This is a genomic window from Micromonospora sp. NPDC005171, from assembly GCF_040608575.1.
GTDB lineage: Bacteria > Actinomycetota > Actinomycetes > Mycobacteriales > Micromonosporaceae > Micromonospora.
In genome coordinates this window covers 691,090-707,154 of the sequence record NZ_JBEXIM010000001.1, presented here as the reverse complement: position 1 = coordinate 707,154, position 16,065 = coordinate 691,090, and the positions used below count along the sequence as shown (strand labels likewise).

The window sequence follows — 16,065 nt, the reverse complement described above, 5'->3', positions numbered from 1 at the left end:
GTCAGAGGTACTGACCGGTGTTGTGACCCTCGCCGCCGCCCGGCTGGCCGATGCCCGGCATCCCGGGGACGACGCCGCCGGGGCCGCTGGGCAGCGCCTGCCGGCCGCCGCGCATCTGCTCCAGCTGCACCCGGGCGGCCATCTGCTGGGCCACCAGGGCCGCCTGGATGCCGTGGAACAGGCCCTCCAGCCAGCCGACGAGCTGGGCGTGCGCGATCCGCAGCTCGCCCTCGCTGGGGGCCTTGTCCTCGGCGAAGGGCAGCGAGATGCGCTCCAGCTCGTCGCGCAGCTCGGGCGCGAGGCCCTCCTTGAGCTCGACGATCGACCGCTCGTGGATCTCCCGCATCCGGTTGCGGCTGGCGTCGTCGAGAGGTGCGGCCTTCACCTCCTCCAGCAACTGCTTGATCATGCTGCCGATCCGCATCACCTTGGCCGGCTGTTCGACCAGGCGGGTCGGGTCCTCACCCTGGCCCTCGTCGGTCTGCATCGTGCCGATCGGCCGACCGTCCGGGCCGACCACCACAACGGTGCCGGAGTGGCCGGAGTCGTCGGGGCCGGGCTCGTCGTTCTGTCCAGCGGAGCGCGCTTCGGTCATGGGGTCCATCTTTACCCAGCGAGCGCGAGCCATGCCGGCCGGGACCGACTCCCGGGGCCGAACCACCCGGGCGGGGCGCGCTACCGTCGCGCCATGCCTGTCGACCCGCGCGCCGTGTTGACCCGGCCCGCACCGGAGCCCGACCGGACCGTGGCGTACGGGGACGACCCGGATCAGGTGGCCGACCTGCGCCTCCCGGCGGGAACCGGGCCGGCCCGGCCGCTGGTCGTCGTGCTGCACGGCGGGTTCTGGCGGGCCGAGTACGACCGGCGGCACACCGGCCCGCTGGCCGCCGCCCTCGCCGTTGAGGGCTACCCGGTGGCGCAGTTGGAGTACCGCCGCACCGGGCAGCCCGGGGGTGGCTGGCCGGGCACCCTGACCGACGTGTTGGCCGGGGTGGCCGAGCTGCCGGTGCTGGCGGCCGAGGCGCTGCCCGGCCGGGTGAGCCTGGCCGCGCCGATCCTGGTCGGGCACTCCGCCGGCGGTCACCTGGCGCTGTACGCGGCGGCCACCGCCCCGGCGACGGTGGGCGGGGTGCTCGCGCTGGCCCCGGTGGCCGATCTGGGCGAGGCGTACCGGCGGGATCTGGACTCGGGCGCGGTCGCCGCGCTGCTCGGCGGCGGCCCGGCGCAGTTCCCGGACCGGTACGCGACGGCGGATCCACGGATGTTGGTACCGATACAAACACGCACAGTAGTTGTTCACGGCTCGGACGATCTCCAGGTTCCGGCGGAGATGAGCCGGGCTTTCGTCGCGGAGGCCCGTGCCGCATATTCCGATATCTCCCTTGTTGAACTGCCTGGATGCGAGCATTTCGGGCTGATCGACCCTGAGTCCGTCGCCTGGCCACAGGTCCTTGATGTGTTGCGCTCCTTGCACGATGATCACTAGCCATTGACGCAGCGTCGCGGACCAGGTAGAACGCCGGAGGGGCGGTGTTCGGCCCTGCAACGCTCCTTGGAAGGAACTCGGTGTCGCAGATGAATCGCAGGCGGGCGCTCCAACTGTTGGCCGCGCTCGGTACCACCGGGTTCGTCGCCGGATGTGGCTCAGACAGTGACGCCGAACCGACCGCCGACCGCAGCCCGATCAAGATCGGGTTGATCACGCCGCAGGCCGGTGGTTTCAAGAGCATCGGCGACGACATCACCAATGGCTTCCAGCTCTTCCTCGACCTGAACGACCAGCGGCTGGGCGGCCACCCGGTGGAGTTGCTGACCGCCGACGAGGGCGACACCGCGAAGACGGGCAAGGCAGCCGTCGAGGGTCTGCTCAAGCAGGGCGTGCTGGCGCTCACCGGCGTGGTCAACTCGGCGGTGATGGTCGGCATCCGGGACACCGTGGAGCAGGCCCGGGTCCCGCTGATCGGGTCCAACGCCTCACCGAGCAGCCTGCAGAGCGTCTTCTACATCTGGCGGACCTCGTACGTGCTCGACGAGGCCGGCCGGGCGCTGGGCCGCTACCTGCGCGACCAACTGCCGGCGAACGGCCGCGTCGCGATCATCATGCCGGAGAACGTCGGCAGCCCGGACGTCGTCCGCGGCTTCCGGCAGGAGTTCGGCGCGAGCGACTCCCGGATTCGCGACGCCGTGACCTACACCAGCGCCACCTCCAACCCCGGCAAGACGACGTACGCCTCGGACATCAGCAAGGCGCTGGCCAAGGACCCCACGGCGGTCTTCTGCTTCTTTGCCGGGGCGGCGGCCGTGGAGTTCATCAAGCAGCTGCGCGAGAAGTTCGCCGGGCCGATCTACGCACCTGGCTTCCTCACCGAGGGCACCGTGCTGGAGAACCTGAAGGACAACGCGCTGGGCATCCAGACCGCGCTGAACTACTCGGCCGACCTGAACAACACGTCGAACCGGGTCTTCGCCTCGGCGTACCGGAAGAAGTACCAGGTCACCCCCACCACCTACGCGATGGCGTCGTACGACGCTGCGCAGGTCCTCGACCAGGCCATCCAGCTGGCCGGTGGGAAGCCCACGCCGCAGCAGGTCAACCTGGCCCTGGGCAAGCTCGGCCAGATCGACAGCCCGCGCGGCATCTGGCAGTTCAACCAGCCGCGTACCCCGCAGCAGAAGTGGTACCTGCGCGAGGTGCAGCGCGACGGTCAGGTCATGTCGAACGTGCTGATCAACGAGCTGGCCACGCTGGGCTGACGCCCACCCGGAGCACGATTCGGGGCCGGTCTCCCAGCGGGAGGCCGGCCCCGAGACGTTCGCGGGTCAGTGCCGCAACTCGGCGATGCAGCACTTCACGCTGCCGCCGCCCTTCTTCAGCTCGGCCAGCTCGACCGGGACCGGGGTGTACCCGGCCGCCTTGAGCTTGCCCGCCAGACGGGTGGCCTCGCTGTTGAGCACCACGTTCGCGCCGTCGCTGACCAGGTTGAGCCCGAAGGCCATGGCGTCCTCGTCGTCGGCGATCACCGCGTCCGGGAAGAGTTGGGTGAGCACCCGCTGGCTGGCCGCGGAGAACGCGCCCGGGAAGTAGACGACGTTCGTGTCGTCGATGGCCGCGAGCGCCACGTCCAGGTGATAGAAGCGGGGGTCGATCAGGCGCAGCGACACCACCGGACGACCCAGCGCCTCCTGCGCCTCGGCGTGCGCCGGGATCTCGGTGCGGAAGCCGTGCCCGGCCAGGATGAGCCCGCCGTGCGCCTCCGGCACGTACGCGAAGTCGCCCTCACCCTCGTTGGTCTCGCTGGGTGCGATGAACCGCCAGCCCTGCGCCTCGTAGAAGGCGTGGTGGGCGGCGGCCTCGGCGGCCCGCTGCTCGTGCTTGAACCGGGCGCCGTAGACGCTGCCGTCCACCATGAAGCCACCGTTGGCGGCGTAGACCATGTCGGGCAGGCTCTGCTCGGGGCTGAGCAGATGCACCTCGTGGCCGAGGCCGACAAGCGTCTCGCGCAGCCGGTCCCACTGTTTGACGGCCAGGTTCCGGTCGACCGGGGTGGTCACGTCCATCCACGGGTTGATCGCGTACTCGACCGCGAAGTATTCCGGCGAGCACATGAGATATGTCCGCTTTCGCGGGAAACGCTGCTGGTTCACGGTCACCAAGAGTAGGTACCGTGGAACTTTGAAAACAGCCACAAGTGTTGCTTCCCAGAGGCGGAACGTTGCAGATCGACGCGGTAGACCAGCGGATCATTGCGTTACTCGTCGCGGACGCCCGCGCGTCGTACGCCGACATCGGCGCTCGGGTGTCACTCTCCGCCCCAGCGGTCAAGCGTCGCGTCGACCGGCTGCGCGCCACCGGCGTGATCAGGGGATTCACGGCTGTCGTTGACCCGGCCGCCGTCGGCTGGACCACTGAGGCGTTCGTCGAGTTGTTCTGCGCCGGCCGGACCACCCCTGCGCAGATCGGCGTGGCCGCCCGCCGACACCCCGAGGTGGTCGGCGCGTACACCGTCTCCGGGGAGGCGGACGCGCTCGTGCACCTGCGCGCCGCCGACATCGCCCATCTGGAGGCCGCGCTGGAGCGGCTGCGTGCCGAGTCCTTCGTGACCTCCACCCGCAGCACCATCGTGCTCTCCCGGCTGGTCGAATCGCCAGGCGTCGGCCCGTCCGCCGCCACCTCTTGACCTCAACCCGGGTTGAGGAGATGGACTGACCCGCGAGTGGGCGAGGCAGCCCACCGAGGCCGGGGAGGGGCTGCTATGCGGGCGATCTGGTTACGGGAGTTCGGCGGACCCGAGGTGCTGGTGCCCGGCCCCGCGCCCGACCCGGTGGCCGGCCCCGACCAGGTGCTGATCGACGTCGCGCAGGCGAACATCACCTTCATCGAGACGCAACTGCGCGCCGGTCGCCCCGGCCCGTTCCGCCTCACCCCACCGCTGATCCCCGGCAACGGCGTCGGCGGGGTGATCACGGCAGTCGGGTCGGACGTCGACCCGGCGTTGACCGGACGGCGGGTGGTCAGCGCCACCGGAGGTTCCGGCGGCTACGCCGAACGCGTGGCCGTGGACGCGTCGGCGCCGATCGCGGTGCCGGCCGGGCTGGCGTTGGACGAGGCGGTCGCGCTGCTGGCCGACGGACGGACCGCCACCATGCTGATCGAGGCGGTCGGCGTCCGCCCGGGTGACCGGGTGCTTGTGGAAGCCGCGGCCGGCGGCGTGGGCAGCCTGTTGGTGCAGCTCGCGGCCCGGGCCGGGGCCCGGGTGATCGGCGCGGCCGGTGGGCGAGGCAAGGTGGGCCGGCTACCCGGCCTGGGCGCCGAGTTGGCCGTCGACTACCTGCGGCCCGAGTGGGCCGAGCAGGTCCGCGCTGCGATGGGCGGGGTCGACGTGGTGCTCGACGGGGTCGGCGGTCCGTTGGCCCGGGCCGCCTTCGACCTGCTCTCCCCGGGCGGCAGGATGGTCAGCTTCGGGTTGGCGAGCGGCGAGTGGTCTCCGGTGTCGGCGGAGGCCGCCACCGCCCGGCAGGTCACACTGATCCAGCCGGACGTGCCACCCGCCCGACTGCGGGCGTACACCGAACAGGCCCTGGCGGACGCGGCGGCCGGCCACCTGCGACCGCTCATCGGCCAGCGTTTTCCGCTGGACCGCGCCGCCGACGCGCACGCCGCCATCGAGGCGCGCACGACGGTCGGCAAGACCCTGCTGGACGTGGCCTGATCGAGGTTCAGAGGTACATGCCGGTGCGGTGCTCCGAATCGTCGCGTCGGACCGGCTTGTCACCCTCACCGAAGAACCGCTTGCCGCCGAACTCGCCGTGCAGACGGTCGTCCAACTCGTCGGCGAGACCCGTCATCACCTGCACGGCCAGCATCAGATGGGTCGCCTGGAAGTTGCGCCCGAACACCGGAATGGACGCCCAGACCGTGTCGTCGGCGCAGTAGAGGCGGCCGATCGGCATCCGGTTCGTCAGCTCGGAGAGCTTCACGTAGAGCCGCTCGGTCGGCTCCACCTCGGTGAGCACCGGGGAGAAGACGTCCACCAGGGGCGGGTTGTCCCGCACCCGCACGAAGACCATCGCCGAGCCGGCGCGGATGTTGATGTCGCCGTCCGAGTCGATCTGCAACCGGTCGGTGTCCGACTTCAACATGGTGGAGACCACGGTACGAACCCGGTCGGCCAGGTCGAGCACGTCGTCCCGCTCGACCTGCGCGGCGGCCGCCTCGGCCAACGCCTCCTCAAGGTCCGCCTCGACGTCGGCGTCCGGGCCGAACTCGCTGCGCGCGGTGCCCAGCGGCTCCACTGCCAGCGGCTCGCCCTCGGCGTCGTGCACCAGGTAGACGAGGAAGGCTGGGTGCGGAGCACCGTAGACGTCCCGCAGCGTGCGGGAGAGCAGCGTGGCGACCTGGGTCGACTCGGCCGTCGTGGCGTTCAGCCCGAAGGAGCCACCGGAGCCGGCGACCACCCCGGGCGGAGACCAGCCGAGCGCGACCATGTCCGCCACCGCACCCCGGTCCAGGCGGTAGCCCGCCGGCAGGGCGGCATTCCCGACCGCGCGGGCGGACAGGACCCGGTCCGCGTCCACGTCGACGCTTATCGAATAGACGGCGTCCCCGGTGCCGGAGGCGGTGGGGTCAAGGGTCACGTCGAGGTGCGCGCCGACGGGAAGTTCCCGCAGCCGGACGGCCAGCGCCCGGGCGAACTCCCGCCACGCCTCGGTCACCTTCGCCCGCAGATCGGTGGTGCTGGGCTCGTCGAGCAGGATCGATTCCGCCGGCTCAGTCGAAGCGCCGGGCAGCTCACCGTGCGGCGCCGAGGGGTGGTCAGCCGTCATGATCGCCTCCGTCCGTCACGGATCACCCTACCCACGCCGCCCGCTGGCCGAATCAGCCCGGACCGGGATCGGACAACGGCGCTCAGGGGGCCGTCGGGTCCGCGGGGTCGGCGCCCAACCCGACCGGCCAGGTGCCCGCCAGCGCGCTGAGCCGCGCCGCAGCGTCCGCCGGCTCCGCGCCCCGGCCAACCGCCAACCCCATGAGGTACGCGGTGACCGGCGCACCCGGACGCAGCACCTGGTGAGCGACGTCCCGGGCCAGGTCCAGCACCGCCGGCACCGGCACCGCGGCCGGGTCCAGGTCCAACTCGGCGCACACCGCCGTGACCCAGTCGTCCATCACCGTCATCGCGCCCACTCCTCCGCCCGGCGTACGTCCTCGTCAGTGTCGCAGTCGAACCACGGCGGCGGGCCCTCGCCGGACCAGGCCACTTCCCGTACGACGAGGTCGGCCAGCAGCGCCCGGACCGGGGCTCCGGCCAGACTGCCGCCCCGCTCGACCGTCAACCGGTCCACCGCTGCCCGCAGCGCGGCGACCCGCCAGACACCGCAGAGCGACTGCCGCCGCCCGTCCCCGTCCACGAAGCACGCCCCGTCGGGTCTCCGCTCGCCGTCGCCGCCGCTGCGGGGCGGTGATGCAAGGCCGCCGTGGGCCGGCGCCGCCGGAGCAGAGCCGCCGTGGGCCGGCGCCGCCGGAGCAGAGCCGCCGTGGGCCGGCGATGCCGAAGCGAGGCCGCCGTGGGCCGGCGATGCCGGAGCAGCAGAGCGGTCACCCGTCGGTTCGGTGTCGGGGGTCTCCCGGTCGAGGTGGTTCAGCAGGTCGCCGATCGCGGCCCGGGTGAGCAGCGGCAGGTCGGCGGCGAGCAACGCGACCAGGCTGGTGTCGGCATCCAGCAGTGCCAGGCCGGCCGCCGCCGCGGCGACCGGGCCCCCGCCGGGCGGGTCCTCCCGGACGACCAGCACACCCGCCGGTACGGCGTCGGCCGCACCGACCAGCACCCGCGGCGTCGCGTCGGTGACGGCGGCCAGCACCCGGTCACGCATCGGTTGACCGCCGACCGGAAGCGCGGGCTTGTCGACCCCGCCCATCCGTCGGGCGGCTCCACCCGCGAGCACCACAGCGGCGTACGTCCCCATCCGGCCACCGTAGCCGGGACTGGTCCCACCCCGGTGGTGTCAGGCGGCTGCGCGACCCTGGCACGGCAGACGAGCGCCATGACCAACTCGGATTTGCCGAAGTCGCGGTGTCCCGGCGCCGGGGATACCCCGACTTCAAGGAACACGAGTGGATCACGCCCGAGCAACGAACCTCCCGGCACGGACCTCACTCACGCGCGGGCACGCCAAGTCGGAGGGCGCCCGTCGGACCGGCCCCGCTCGCGAGGCCCTCACCCGGCTCCTCAAACCCTCTGGCCCGACCCCTGGCCCGGTGATCATGGAGTTATCGATCGACTCACCGACGACACGCGCGGACAACTTCATGATCACCGCGCGGAGGTGGGGTGGGGGTGGGGGGTGGAGGTTGCTGGTCGAGGGTGGCCGATGGTCGGTGGTCGTGCGGGGTTGGGGGTGGGTGGGGTTGGTGCGGGGTGGAGGATGGCGGGATGGGACGGGCAACTGATCGACGAGGCGTACTCCGGATCGACCTCGACGCGGCGACCGCCGGGCGCGGGTCCGTCCGCCGGCCGGACACGCTCGCCGTGGAGGAGCCGCTGGAGATCCGGGTCGGCGCGGCAGGCCCCGGCCGACGCCGGCCGCTCGCCGTCACCATGCGTACCCCCGGCGACGACCTGGACCTGGCCATTGGGTTCCTGCTCACCGAGGGGCTGATCCGGTCGACCGACGACGTGTTGACCGCGCAGCTCTGCGCCGGCGCGGAGACGCCGAACACGTACAACGTGGTGGACGTGGTGCTCGCCCCCGGCGTACCGGAACCGACCACCGGCCCGTCCCGGAACTTCTACACGACCAGTTCCTGCGGGGTCTGCGGCAAGGCCAGCATCGAGGCGATACGCACCCGGTCGCTCTTCCCGGTCGCGGCGGATCCGCTCAGCGTGCCGGCCACGCTGCTCGCCGACCTACCCGACCGATTGCGCGCCGCCCAGCGCGGCTTCGATCGGACCGGCGGGCTGCACGCGGCGGGCCTGTTCACCCCCGACGGTGAGCTGGTGGTGCTCCGGGAGGACGTGGGTCGGCACAACGCCGTGGACAAGGTGATCGGCTGGGCCGTGCGGGAACGTCGACTGCCGCTCACCGGGCACCTGCTGCTGGTCTCCGGACGGGCCAGCTTCGAGCTGACCCAGAAGGCATGGATGGCGGGGTTGCCGCTGCTGGCCGCGGTGTCCGCCCCGAGCACCCTCGCCACCGAACTGGCCGACGAGGCGGGAATGACGCTTGTCGGCTTCCTGCGCGGACGGACGATGAACGTCTACACCGGGCCGCATCGGATCACCGTGGAGCGGCCAGCCTGACCGGAGCGGCCGGTCACCGACCGATCCGGTCGATCAGGTCGAAGAGGGCCAGCCGTGCGGCGGCGTCACGGGCGATCAGGAACCCGGCGATGCCGAGGATCCAGCCCAACGCGCTGCCCGCCTTCGTGACGATCCAGGTGTTCAGGCGGGCCAACACCGGCTCGACCAGTCGTGGGCGGGCCACCCTGGCACCCAGCAACAACACCGCCGGCAGCACCATGACCAGGCAGTACCCGGTGAGCAGCGCCACCACGCCGGCCGCTCTCACCCCCGAGGTGGCCAACAGGCCCACCGCACCGAGGTACGGCAGCATGGTCGCCACCTCGGCGAGCGCCGCGAGCAGCGCGAGCCCGACCAACCAGCGGGCCGAGGAGTCTCCGGCGGTGGCCCGGTCCCGCCAGCGCAACACACCATTGGTACGGGGACGCCGCTTGCCGTCGTAACGGAAACTGAGCACCAGCATTCCCACGCCCAGGACGAGTTGCGCCCAGAGGACACCGCGGTTGTCCAGGGCGCCGCCCAACGCGTCGCCCAGCGCGCTGCCGCCCCAGACCAGCAGCAACCCCACCGCGAGGTAGAACGCCGCGATGGTGGCGAGATAGCCCAGGATCCGCCGGACGTTCACCGGCCCGGGGGCGAGCAGCAACCAGACCGGAATGAAGAGGGTGCCGATGCTGGTGCTGTCGATCAACGCCAGCCCGGCCAGCGACAGCAGCAACTCGGGGGTCATGTCGTACCAATGCGGAGAACAGCCACGAGATCATTCTCCGGCGGCGGTGGCCCTGCCGCGTCGGCCGTGGACAGGATCAACGCGTACATCCTTCGACGGAGGGCGTCGCCGGGTGTCGTGCTTGTTGGCCACACCACGGAACCGGGTGACGGCAGCGATCTCCGCAAGGGGGGCGCCGACGTCAGTTGACCAGGACGATCCTTCCGGGTGCGTGGGGCGCCTCGCTCAACTCGTGCGCGGCCGCCGCCTCGGTCAGCGGAAACGTGGCCGCGACGGGAATGTGCAACCGACCGGATTCGGCGAGGCGCACCGCGATGTCAAGGCCGTGCACCGCGAGCACGTCGGCACCGGACCCCACCGCCTTGCCGGTCCGATCCGCGGGTGCGCCGTGCGACAGGTGCACGCCGTGGGCGGCGGCCGCGAAGTCGGCGATCGTCACCACACGTCCCGCATCTCCGGCGACGGCGATCAGGTCGGGCAGCGATCCTCCGGCGCAGTCGAACACCGCGTCGACCCCGCCCGGCGCCAACCCGCGGATTCGGTCGGGCAAGCCGGGGCCGTACGTCGTCGGCACGGCGCCGAGCGAGCGCAGGAAGTCGTGGTTGCGTTCACTCGCCGTGCCGATGACAACTGCGCCACGGGCGGCTGCCACCTGCACGGCGACGCTGCCGACCGCGCCAGCCGCGCCGTTCACCAGCACTGTGTGCCCCGCTGCGACCCCGAGCCGATCGAGAACGCGAGTGGCCGTCTCGACGCTGCCGGCCGCGCCGCCCGCCTCCTCCCAACTCCAGCCGGCGGGCTTACCTGCCCATGCGCTCAGCACCACGTGGTCGGCGTTGGCGCCGCGCGTGGCCGACGAGGCCATGCCGAACACCTGATCGCCGACTGTGACGTCGGTGACGCCGTCCCCAACCTCGTCGACCACGCCGGCCGCCTCGAAGCCGGTCCGGTACGGGAACGCCACGGGCACCATGTCGGCCAGCTTGCCGGAGCGAATGAGCACCTCTCCCGTCGAGATCCCGGAGGCGCGGACAGCGATGCGGACCTCACCCGGCCCGGCGTGCGGGGTCACCACCTCGGCGACGTGCACGACGCTGGGCGGCCCGAACTCGGCGAATACGACAGCTCTCATGGGCCGAACCGTAACGGAACACCCCGTCCGGTTAGCTAAAATGAGAACGGTGACTGTCGAAGTGAGAGAAGCCCGGCGCTCGGATGCCCGCGACAACCGGGAACGGATTCTGGCCGTCGCTCGCCTGGCGTTCGCGACCAACGGCCTCGACGTGCCAATCCGGGAGATCGCCCGGCGGGCGCAGGTCGGCGCCGCCACGATCTACCGGCACTTCCCCACCAAGGACGCGTTGCTCGCCGAGGCGTTCGCCGAACAGATGACCATCTGCTCGGCGATCGTCGAGGAGGGCCTGGCTCAGCCCGACGCCTGGCTGGGCTTCCGTCTGGTGGTGGAGAAGCTCATTGAGACGCATGCCCATGATCGAGGCTTCGCCCGCGCCTTCATCAGTCAACTTCCCCGGGAAGCCGGCTTCACCGCCGACCGCACCCGAACACTGCGCATGCTGGCCGAGCTCGTCGATCGCGCGCGAGCGACGGGAGAGCTGCGCGACGACTTCGTGATCGAGGACCTGATCCTGGCGCTGATGGCCAACGAAGGCATCCGAGCCGAGTCGACCGCCAGACGTCTGGCAGCCGCACGTCGCTTCGCGGCACTCATGATCCAGTCATTTCAGACAAGCCCCAGGCGGGAACCACTCCCACCAGCCGTCCGCCTACCGCTGTCGGCGGCCTGATCACACAAGGCGCGGCGGTGGAGTGCACCGGCGGTATTACCGCGCGGATGGCGGGGCCGGTCAGCGGCGGCCACGTCGGCTCCGTCTGCGGGGACGGATGACCCCGGGCATCCCGACCGACGGCCAGCCGTCCAGCTCGGCCGGGGGCACGCCGCGCCGGATCAGGTCGTCCAGCAGCAGGGCGAGCGAGTAGTCGGGGTGCAGACCGAGCGTGCGTTCGAGTGCGACCGCCGCCAACGCGCCCTGCCCAGCGCGCCAGGCGGCGAACGCCAGCAGCGCACCGGGAGCAGCGGCCACCTCCGGCTCGGCGCGGCGCAGCACGTCGGTCCAGAGGGCGATGTCACGGTCCCGACCGTCGGTGCGTTCCCACGCGTGATCGCGGACCGGCAGGTGGGTCATCAGCAGGCTCAACCAGGCCACCTCGTCGTCGTCGAGCCGCTCACCACGCCGCTGCCGGCGCTGCGCCTCGCGGACCGCCGCCACCCCGGCGGCGCGCAGCGCCCGCGCCCCGAGCAGATCGCTCTCGGGCGCCTGCTCCACCAACTCGGCCAGCCTCAGCTCGGCGCGGGCGGTGGCCGCGCGGGCCGCGTCGCGGGCCGGGCCGTCCACCGGCGCCACCTGCGCCACCAGGGCGGCCCGGTCGGGGAGTGCGACCTGACCGGCGAAGACCGCCGAGGCCGTCACCCGATTGGCGGTCGGGTCGTAGCGGCGCCCCTCGGGCGGGCAGCAGTCGGGCTCGGTGCAGAGATAGGACCACCAGCGGCCGTCGGTCACCCGCAGCGCGTCGAGCACGTGCAGCCCGAAGTCGTTCAGCGCGTCGCGTACCGCGTCCACAGCCGGGGTGACCCGCTCCGGTTGCCCGTAGCCCACCACCGTGGCGGCCTCCGCACCCTGCCGGCGGATCACCCCGGCCAGGTGCCCGGCCAGCCCGCCCAGCTCGGTCGGGTCGGGCAGGTCCGCCCGGGCGGCGAAGACGATCTGTCGGCCGACCAGGGCCACGGCGACCACGCTGTCGGTGGGGTGAAACCCCAGCAGGTACGGCACGGCGGCGATCAGGTCGGCGGGTGAGCGGACGGCGAGCTGAGGGCGTTCGGTCGAGGTCATGTCGGAAGCCTGCGGCGGCGGCGACGAGCCCTGCCACCCCTGTGGACGACACGCGGCTTATCCACAGTTACTGAACGTGTTTTCCCTGTTCACGCCTCACCTACGAGTGCGGAAAGAGCACCGATGTCGTCGGGCGATACCTGGCTGTCGTAAGGAGCGGTTACCGTGCGCTGATGGACCTGGCGTACCTGCGCGCGCATCCGGCACACCTCCCGACCTTCCGGACCCATCAGCGGCTCCGGGAGACGCCGGTGGCCGGTGGCAACATCTGCGCCGCCGCCCGGCTCACCCTCGACGACGGCCATTCCGTCTTCGCCAAGTCCTGGCCGGAGGGCGCCGACCGACCGGCCCCGGAGGGTTTCTTCGCCGCCGAGGCCGCCGGCCTGCGCTGGCTGCGGGAGGCGGGCATTGTCGGCGTACCCGAGGTGATCGTGGTGTTGCCGGAGCTGCTGGCGCTCGACTGGGTGGAGCCCGGCGAACCGACACCAGAGGCTGCGGAGCGCTTCGGCCAGGAGTTGGCCGGGCTGCACCGGGCGGGCGCAACCGCCTTCGGTGCCACCTGGCCCGGGTTCATCGGCTCGCTCCCCCAGGACAACACCCCCACCGGCGGGCGCTGGTCGACCTGGTTCGCCGAGCGGCGCCTCGCCCCCCACCTGCGACGCTCGGTCGACGGTGGCGCGCTGACAAGCGCCGACGCCGCCCTGGTCGAGCAGGTGATCGGTCGCCTCGACGGACTCGGCGGCGACGAGCCACCCGCGCGCATCCACGGCGACCTGTGGCCGGGCAACGTGCTGTGGGGGGCCGACGACCGAGCCTGGCTCGTCGACCCGGCAGCGCACGGTGGGCACCGGGAAACGGATCTCGCCCAGCTCGCCCTCTTCGGCGGCATCCCCCACCTGGATCGGGTGCTGGCCGCCTACCAGGAGAGTTGGCCGCTGCCGGACGGCTGGCGTGACCGGGTGCCAGTGCATCAGCTGCAACTGCTGCTCGTGCACACCGCGCTCTTCGGCGCCAGTTACCGAGATGTGGTCGTCCAGACCGCCCGTGCCGTCCTGAGCCGGGCCGAGCGCGCTACGGTCGACAGGTGAGCGCCGCACCGGGGACCGACGGCGTCCTCGTCGACCGGTACGGCCGCGTCGCCCGGGACCTGCGCGTGTCCCTCACCGACAAGTGCAACCTGCGCTGCACCTACTGCATGCCGGCGGAGGGGCTGCCCTGGCTGGCCGGCCCCGAGTTGCTGACCGACGAGGAGATCGTCCGGCTGGTCCGGGTGGCTGTCGAGCTGCTCGGCGTGACCGAGGTGCGGTTCACCGGCGGCGAGCCGCTGATCCGACCGGGGCTGGTCGACATCGTGGCCTCGGTCGCCGCCCTCGAACCCCGCCCTCGGGTCTCGCTGACCACCAACGGCATCGGCCTGGACCGGTTGGCCCCGGCGTTGCGCACCGCCGGCCTGGATCGGGTGAACGTCTCACTGGACACCCTGGACCCGGCCCGGTTCACCAGGCTCACCCGCCGTCCCCGCCTGGACGCGGTGCTGGCCGGGCTGGCCGGGGCGGCGGCCGCCGGGCTCAGCCCCGTGAAGATCAATTCAGTGCTGATGCGCGGTGTCAACGAGGACGAGGCGCCGGCGCTGCTCCGCTTCGCCCTCGATCACGACTACCAGCTACGGATCATCGAGCAGATGCCCTTGGACGCCCAGCACGGTTGGGCGCGCGACACCATGGTCACCGCCGAGGAGATCCTGGCGTCTTTGCGTACCGCCTTCGATCTCAGCCCCGACCCGGCCGAGCGCGGCGCGGCACCGGCGGAGACCTGGCTGGTCGACGGCGGCCCCGCCCGGGTCGGCGTGATCGCCAGCGTCACCCGTCCCTTCTGCGGGGACTGCGACCGCACCCGGCTGACCGCCGACGGCCAGGTCCGCGCCTGCCTCTTCGCCACCGAAGAGTCGGATCTGCGCGCCGCGCTGCGCACCGGCGCGGACGACGACGAGTTGGCCCGGCGCTGGCGTGCCGCGATGTGGGGCAAGCGCGCCGGGCACGGCATCGACGACCCCACCTTCCTCCAGCCGACCCGCCCGATGTCCGCGATCGGAGGCTGAGCATGGCGGAGACATCGTTGACCGTCCGCTATTTCGCGGGCGCCCGCGCCGCCGTCGGCCGCGCCGAGGAGGCCATCCCCGCCGGGCGGTCACTCGACGACCTCACGGCCGAGCTGACCCAGCGCCACGGTGATCGGCTCGCCGCGGTGCTGCGGGTGGCGAGTTTCCTCGTGAACGGCGTCACCTGTCATGATCGTCAGGCACCCCTACCGGCCGGGGCCACGATCGATGTCCTGCCCCCGTTCGCGGGCGGCTGAGGAAGGCACACACATGATGGCGGTTCTGGGGTTCGTGGCTGTCCTGGCGCTGGCCACCGGTCTCATTCACCTCTACCTGTGGAAGCGGCTCGTTCGGGACACCACCACACCGGGCCGCTGGCGACGCGTCGGCGGGATCGCCGCCCTGGTGCTGGCCCTGCTGGTGCCGGTCACCCTCGCCGGAACGCAGGCCGGTCTCTACTGGCTCGCCTGGCCGGGCTACCTGTGGCTCGCGCTGATGTTCTACCTGCTGGTCGTACTGGTCGTCCTGGAAGTCCCGATGCTTGTCGCCCGGCTGGTGCAGCGCCGCCGGGTGGTCGCCGCGGAACCGACCACGGCCGCGCCGGAGCCGGTGCTGGTCGGTGCCGCCGGGCCGACCGAGCCGCCGGCCGCCGGCGCCGTCGCGGCACCGGACCACGACCCGTCCCGTCGGTTGCTGCTGGCCCGTGGGGCGGCCATCTTCGCCGGGCTCACCGCCACCGGCATCACCGGGTACGGCGTCCGCACCGCCCTCGGCCCGCCCCACCTGGACCGGGTACGGATTCCGCTCGCCAAACTCCCCCGCAGCATGGACGGTCTGCGCATCGCCACCGTCTCCGACATCCACCTCGGCCCGCTGCGCGGCCGGGCGCACACCGAGCGGATCGTCGCCGCGATCAACCGGCTCGACGCGGACATCGTCGCGGTGGTCGGTGACCTGGTCGACGGCTCCGTGGCCGAACTCGGCTCGGCCGCCGAGCCGCTGCGCGACCTGCGCTCCCGCTACGGCAGTTTCTTCGTCACCGGCAACCACGAGTACTACTCCGGCGTTGAGGAGTGGGTCCAGGAGGTCGACCGGCTCGGTCTGCGGGTGCTGCAGAACCGGCGGCAGGAGATCCAGGCCCGGGGCGGTGTGCTCGACCTGGCGGGGGTCAACGACCTCACCGCGGCGGGCACCGGCCTCGCCGCCGGGCCGGACTTCGCCGCCGCCCTCGGTGACCGCGACCCGAGCCGCCCCGTGGTCCTGCTCGCGCACCAGCCGCTGGCGGCCAGGGAGGCGGCCCGCTACGGCGTCGACCTGCAACTGTCCGGGCACACCCACGGCGGGCAGATGGTGCCGTTCAACCTGGCCGTCCGGCTGGAACAGCCGGTGGTCAGCGGGCTCGGTGAGGTCGACGGCACCAAGGTCTACGTGACCAACGGCGCCGGTTTCTGGGGTCCGCCGGTCCGGGTCGGCGCGGAGCCGCAGATCAGTCTGGTCGAGCTGCGCTCGGCATAGCGGAGGTCACGTCCGCGC

Annotated in this window: 18 protein-coding genes; 10 read left to right on the top strand and 8 right to left on the bottom strand. The window is 72.1% G+C overall.

What is annotated here, in order from left to right; genetic code table 11:
• Window position 1 precedes the first annotated feature (1 nt).
• Window positions 2-604, bottom strand: coding sequence for a bacterial proteasome activator family protein (locus ABZU74_RS03280; RefSeq protein WP_091396749.1), 603 nt, complete (start codon window positions 602-604; stop codon window positions 2-4).
• Between the two features lie 84 nt (window positions 605-688).
• On the opposite strand from ABZU74_RS03280, the gene ABZU74_RS03275 reads away from it, so the two are divergent.
• Both ABZU74_RS03275 and ABZU74_RS03270 read left to right on the top strand, forming a co-directional pair.
• Window positions 689-1,486, top strand: a complete 798-nt coding sequence (locus tag ABZU74_RS03275) for a prolyl oligopeptidase family serine peptidase (RefSeq protein WP_355417864.1) — start codon at window positions 689-691, stop codon at window positions 1,484-1,486.
• Window positions 1,487-1,566: 80 nt separating this feature from the next.
• Window positions 1,567-2,754: an ABC transporter substrate-binding protein gene (locus tag ABZU74_RS03270; protein ID WP_355417861.1), complete on the top strand. Its 1,188-nt coding sequence runs from the start codon at window positions 1,567-1,569 to the stop codon at window positions 2,752-2,754.
• Between the two features lie 66 nt (window positions 2,755-2,820).
• Here ABZU74_RS03270 and ddaH read toward each other — a convergent pair whose 3' ends face one another.
• Complete coding sequence (gene ddaH / locus ABZU74_RS03265) at window positions 2,821-3,654, bottom strand: dimethylargininase (RefSeq protein WP_355417858.1); 834 nt, start codon at window positions 3,652-3,654, stop codon at window positions 2,821-2,823.
• A gap of 59 nt (window positions 3,655-3,713) precedes the next feature.
• Between ddaH and ABZU74_RS03260 the strand changes: the two genes are divergently transcribed.
• A complete protein-coding gene (locus ABZU74_RS03260) occupies window positions 3,714-4,178 on the top strand; it encodes an Lrp/AsnC family transcriptional regulator (RefSeq protein ID WP_355418245.1) in 465 nt (154 codons plus the stop codon).
• A 75-nt stretch (window positions 4,179-4,253) separates the two neighbouring features.
• Window positions 4,254-5,210, top strand: a complete 957-nt coding sequence (locus ABZU74_RS03255) for a zinc-binding dehydrogenase (protein WP_355417855.1) — start codon at window positions 4,254-4,256, stop codon at window positions 5,208-5,210.
• Between the two features lie 7 nt (window positions 5,211-5,217).
• Here the strand turns inward: ABZU74_RS03255 and ABZU74_RS03250 are convergent, their stop codons facing one another.
• From ABZU74_RS03250 to ABZU74_RS03240, 3 genes are all read right to left on the bottom strand, one after another.
• Complete coding sequence (locus ABZU74_RS03250) at window positions 5,218-6,324, bottom strand: hypothetical protein (protein ID WP_355417852.1); 1,107 nt, start codon at window positions 6,322-6,324, stop codon at window positions 5,218-5,220.
• 82 nt (window positions 6,325-6,406) lie between these two features.
• On the bottom strand, window positions 6,407-6,673 hold the full coding sequence (locus ABZU74_RS03245) for a DUF6457 domain-containing protein (RefSeq protein ID WP_355417849.1): 267 nt from the start codon (window positions 6,671-6,673) through the stop codon (window positions 6,407-6,409).
• The gene (locus tag ABZU74_RS03240) at window positions 6,670-7,461 is read right to left on the bottom strand and encodes an NTP transferase domain-containing protein (protein ID WP_355417846.1); all 792 of its coding nucleotides are present in this window, start codon (window positions 7,459-7,461) and stop codon (window positions 6,670-6,672) included. Before ABZU74_RS03240 ends, ABZU74_RS03245 begins: the two co-directional genes overlap by 4 nt.
• A gap of 467 nt (window positions 7,462-7,928) precedes the next feature.
• Between ABZU74_RS03240 and fdhD the strand changes: the two genes are divergently transcribed.
• Complete coding sequence (fdhD, locus tag ABZU74_RS03235; RefSeq protein WP_355417843.1) at window positions 7,929-8,795, top strand: formate dehydrogenase accessory sulfurtransferase FdhD; 867 nt, start codon at window positions 7,929-7,931, stop codon at window positions 8,793-8,795.
• Between the two features lie 13 nt (window positions 8,796-8,808).
• Here the strand turns inward: fdhD and ABZU74_RS03230 are convergent, their stop codons facing one another.
• Both ABZU74_RS03230 and ABZU74_RS03225 read right to left on the bottom strand, forming a co-directional pair.
• Entirely contained in the window at window positions 8,809-9,525 is a 717-nt protein-coding gene (locus ABZU74_RS03230; protein WP_355417840.1) for a GAP family protein, read from the bottom strand.
• Window positions 9,526-9,706: 181 nt separating this feature from the next.
• Window positions 9,707-10,657: an NADP-dependent oxidoreductase gene (locus ABZU74_RS03225; protein WP_355417837.1), complete on the bottom strand. Its 951-nt coding sequence runs from the start codon at window positions 10,655-10,657 to the stop codon at window positions 9,707-9,709.
• A 49-nt stretch (window positions 10,658-10,706) separates the two neighbouring features.
• On the opposite strand from ABZU74_RS03225, the gene ABZU74_RS03220 reads away from it, so the two are divergent.
• On the top strand, window positions 10,707-11,330 hold the full coding sequence (locus ABZU74_RS03220) for a helix-turn-helix domain-containing protein (RefSeq protein ID WP_355417834.1): 624 nt from the start codon (window positions 10,707-10,709) through the stop codon (window positions 11,328-11,330).
• A 60-nt stretch (window positions 11,331-11,390) separates the two neighbouring features.
• Here ABZU74_RS03220 and ABZU74_RS03215 read toward each other — a convergent pair whose 3' ends face one another.
• Entirely contained in the window at window positions 11,391-12,434 is a 1,044-nt protein-coding gene (locus ABZU74_RS03215; protein WP_355417831.1) for a DUF4192 domain-containing protein, read from the bottom strand.
• 173 nt (window positions 12,435-12,607) lie between these two features.
• Between ABZU74_RS03215 and ABZU74_RS03210 the strand changes: the two genes are divergently transcribed.
• From ABZU74_RS03210 to ABZU74_RS03195, 4 genes are read left to right on the top strand one after another with little or no spacing between them, the layout of a single operon-like run.
• The gene (locus tag ABZU74_RS03210; RefSeq protein ID WP_355417828.1) at window positions 12,608-13,522 is read left to right on the top strand and encodes a fructosamine kinase family protein; all 915 of its coding nucleotides are present in this window, start codon (window positions 12,608-12,610) and stop codon (window positions 13,520-13,522) included.
• Entirely contained in the window at window positions 13,519-14,532 is a 1,014-nt protein-coding gene (gene moaA / locus ABZU74_RS03205; protein WP_355417825.1) for a GTP 3',8-cyclase MoaA, read from the top strand. Before ABZU74_RS03210 ends, moaA begins: the two co-directional genes overlap by 4 nt.
• Window positions 14,533-14,534: 2 nt before the next feature.
• Window positions 14,535-14,789, top strand: coding sequence for a MoaD/ThiS family protein (locus ABZU74_RS03200; protein ID WP_355417822.1), 255 nt, complete (start codon window positions 14,535-14,537; stop codon window positions 14,787-14,789).
• A gap of 13 nt (window positions 14,790-14,802) precedes the next feature.
• Complete coding sequence (locus ABZU74_RS03195; RefSeq protein ID WP_355417819.1) at window positions 14,803-16,047, top strand: metallophosphoesterase; 1,245 nt, start codon at window positions 14,803-14,805, stop codon at window positions 16,045-16,047.
• Window positions 16,048-16,065 lie beyond the last annotated feature (18 nt).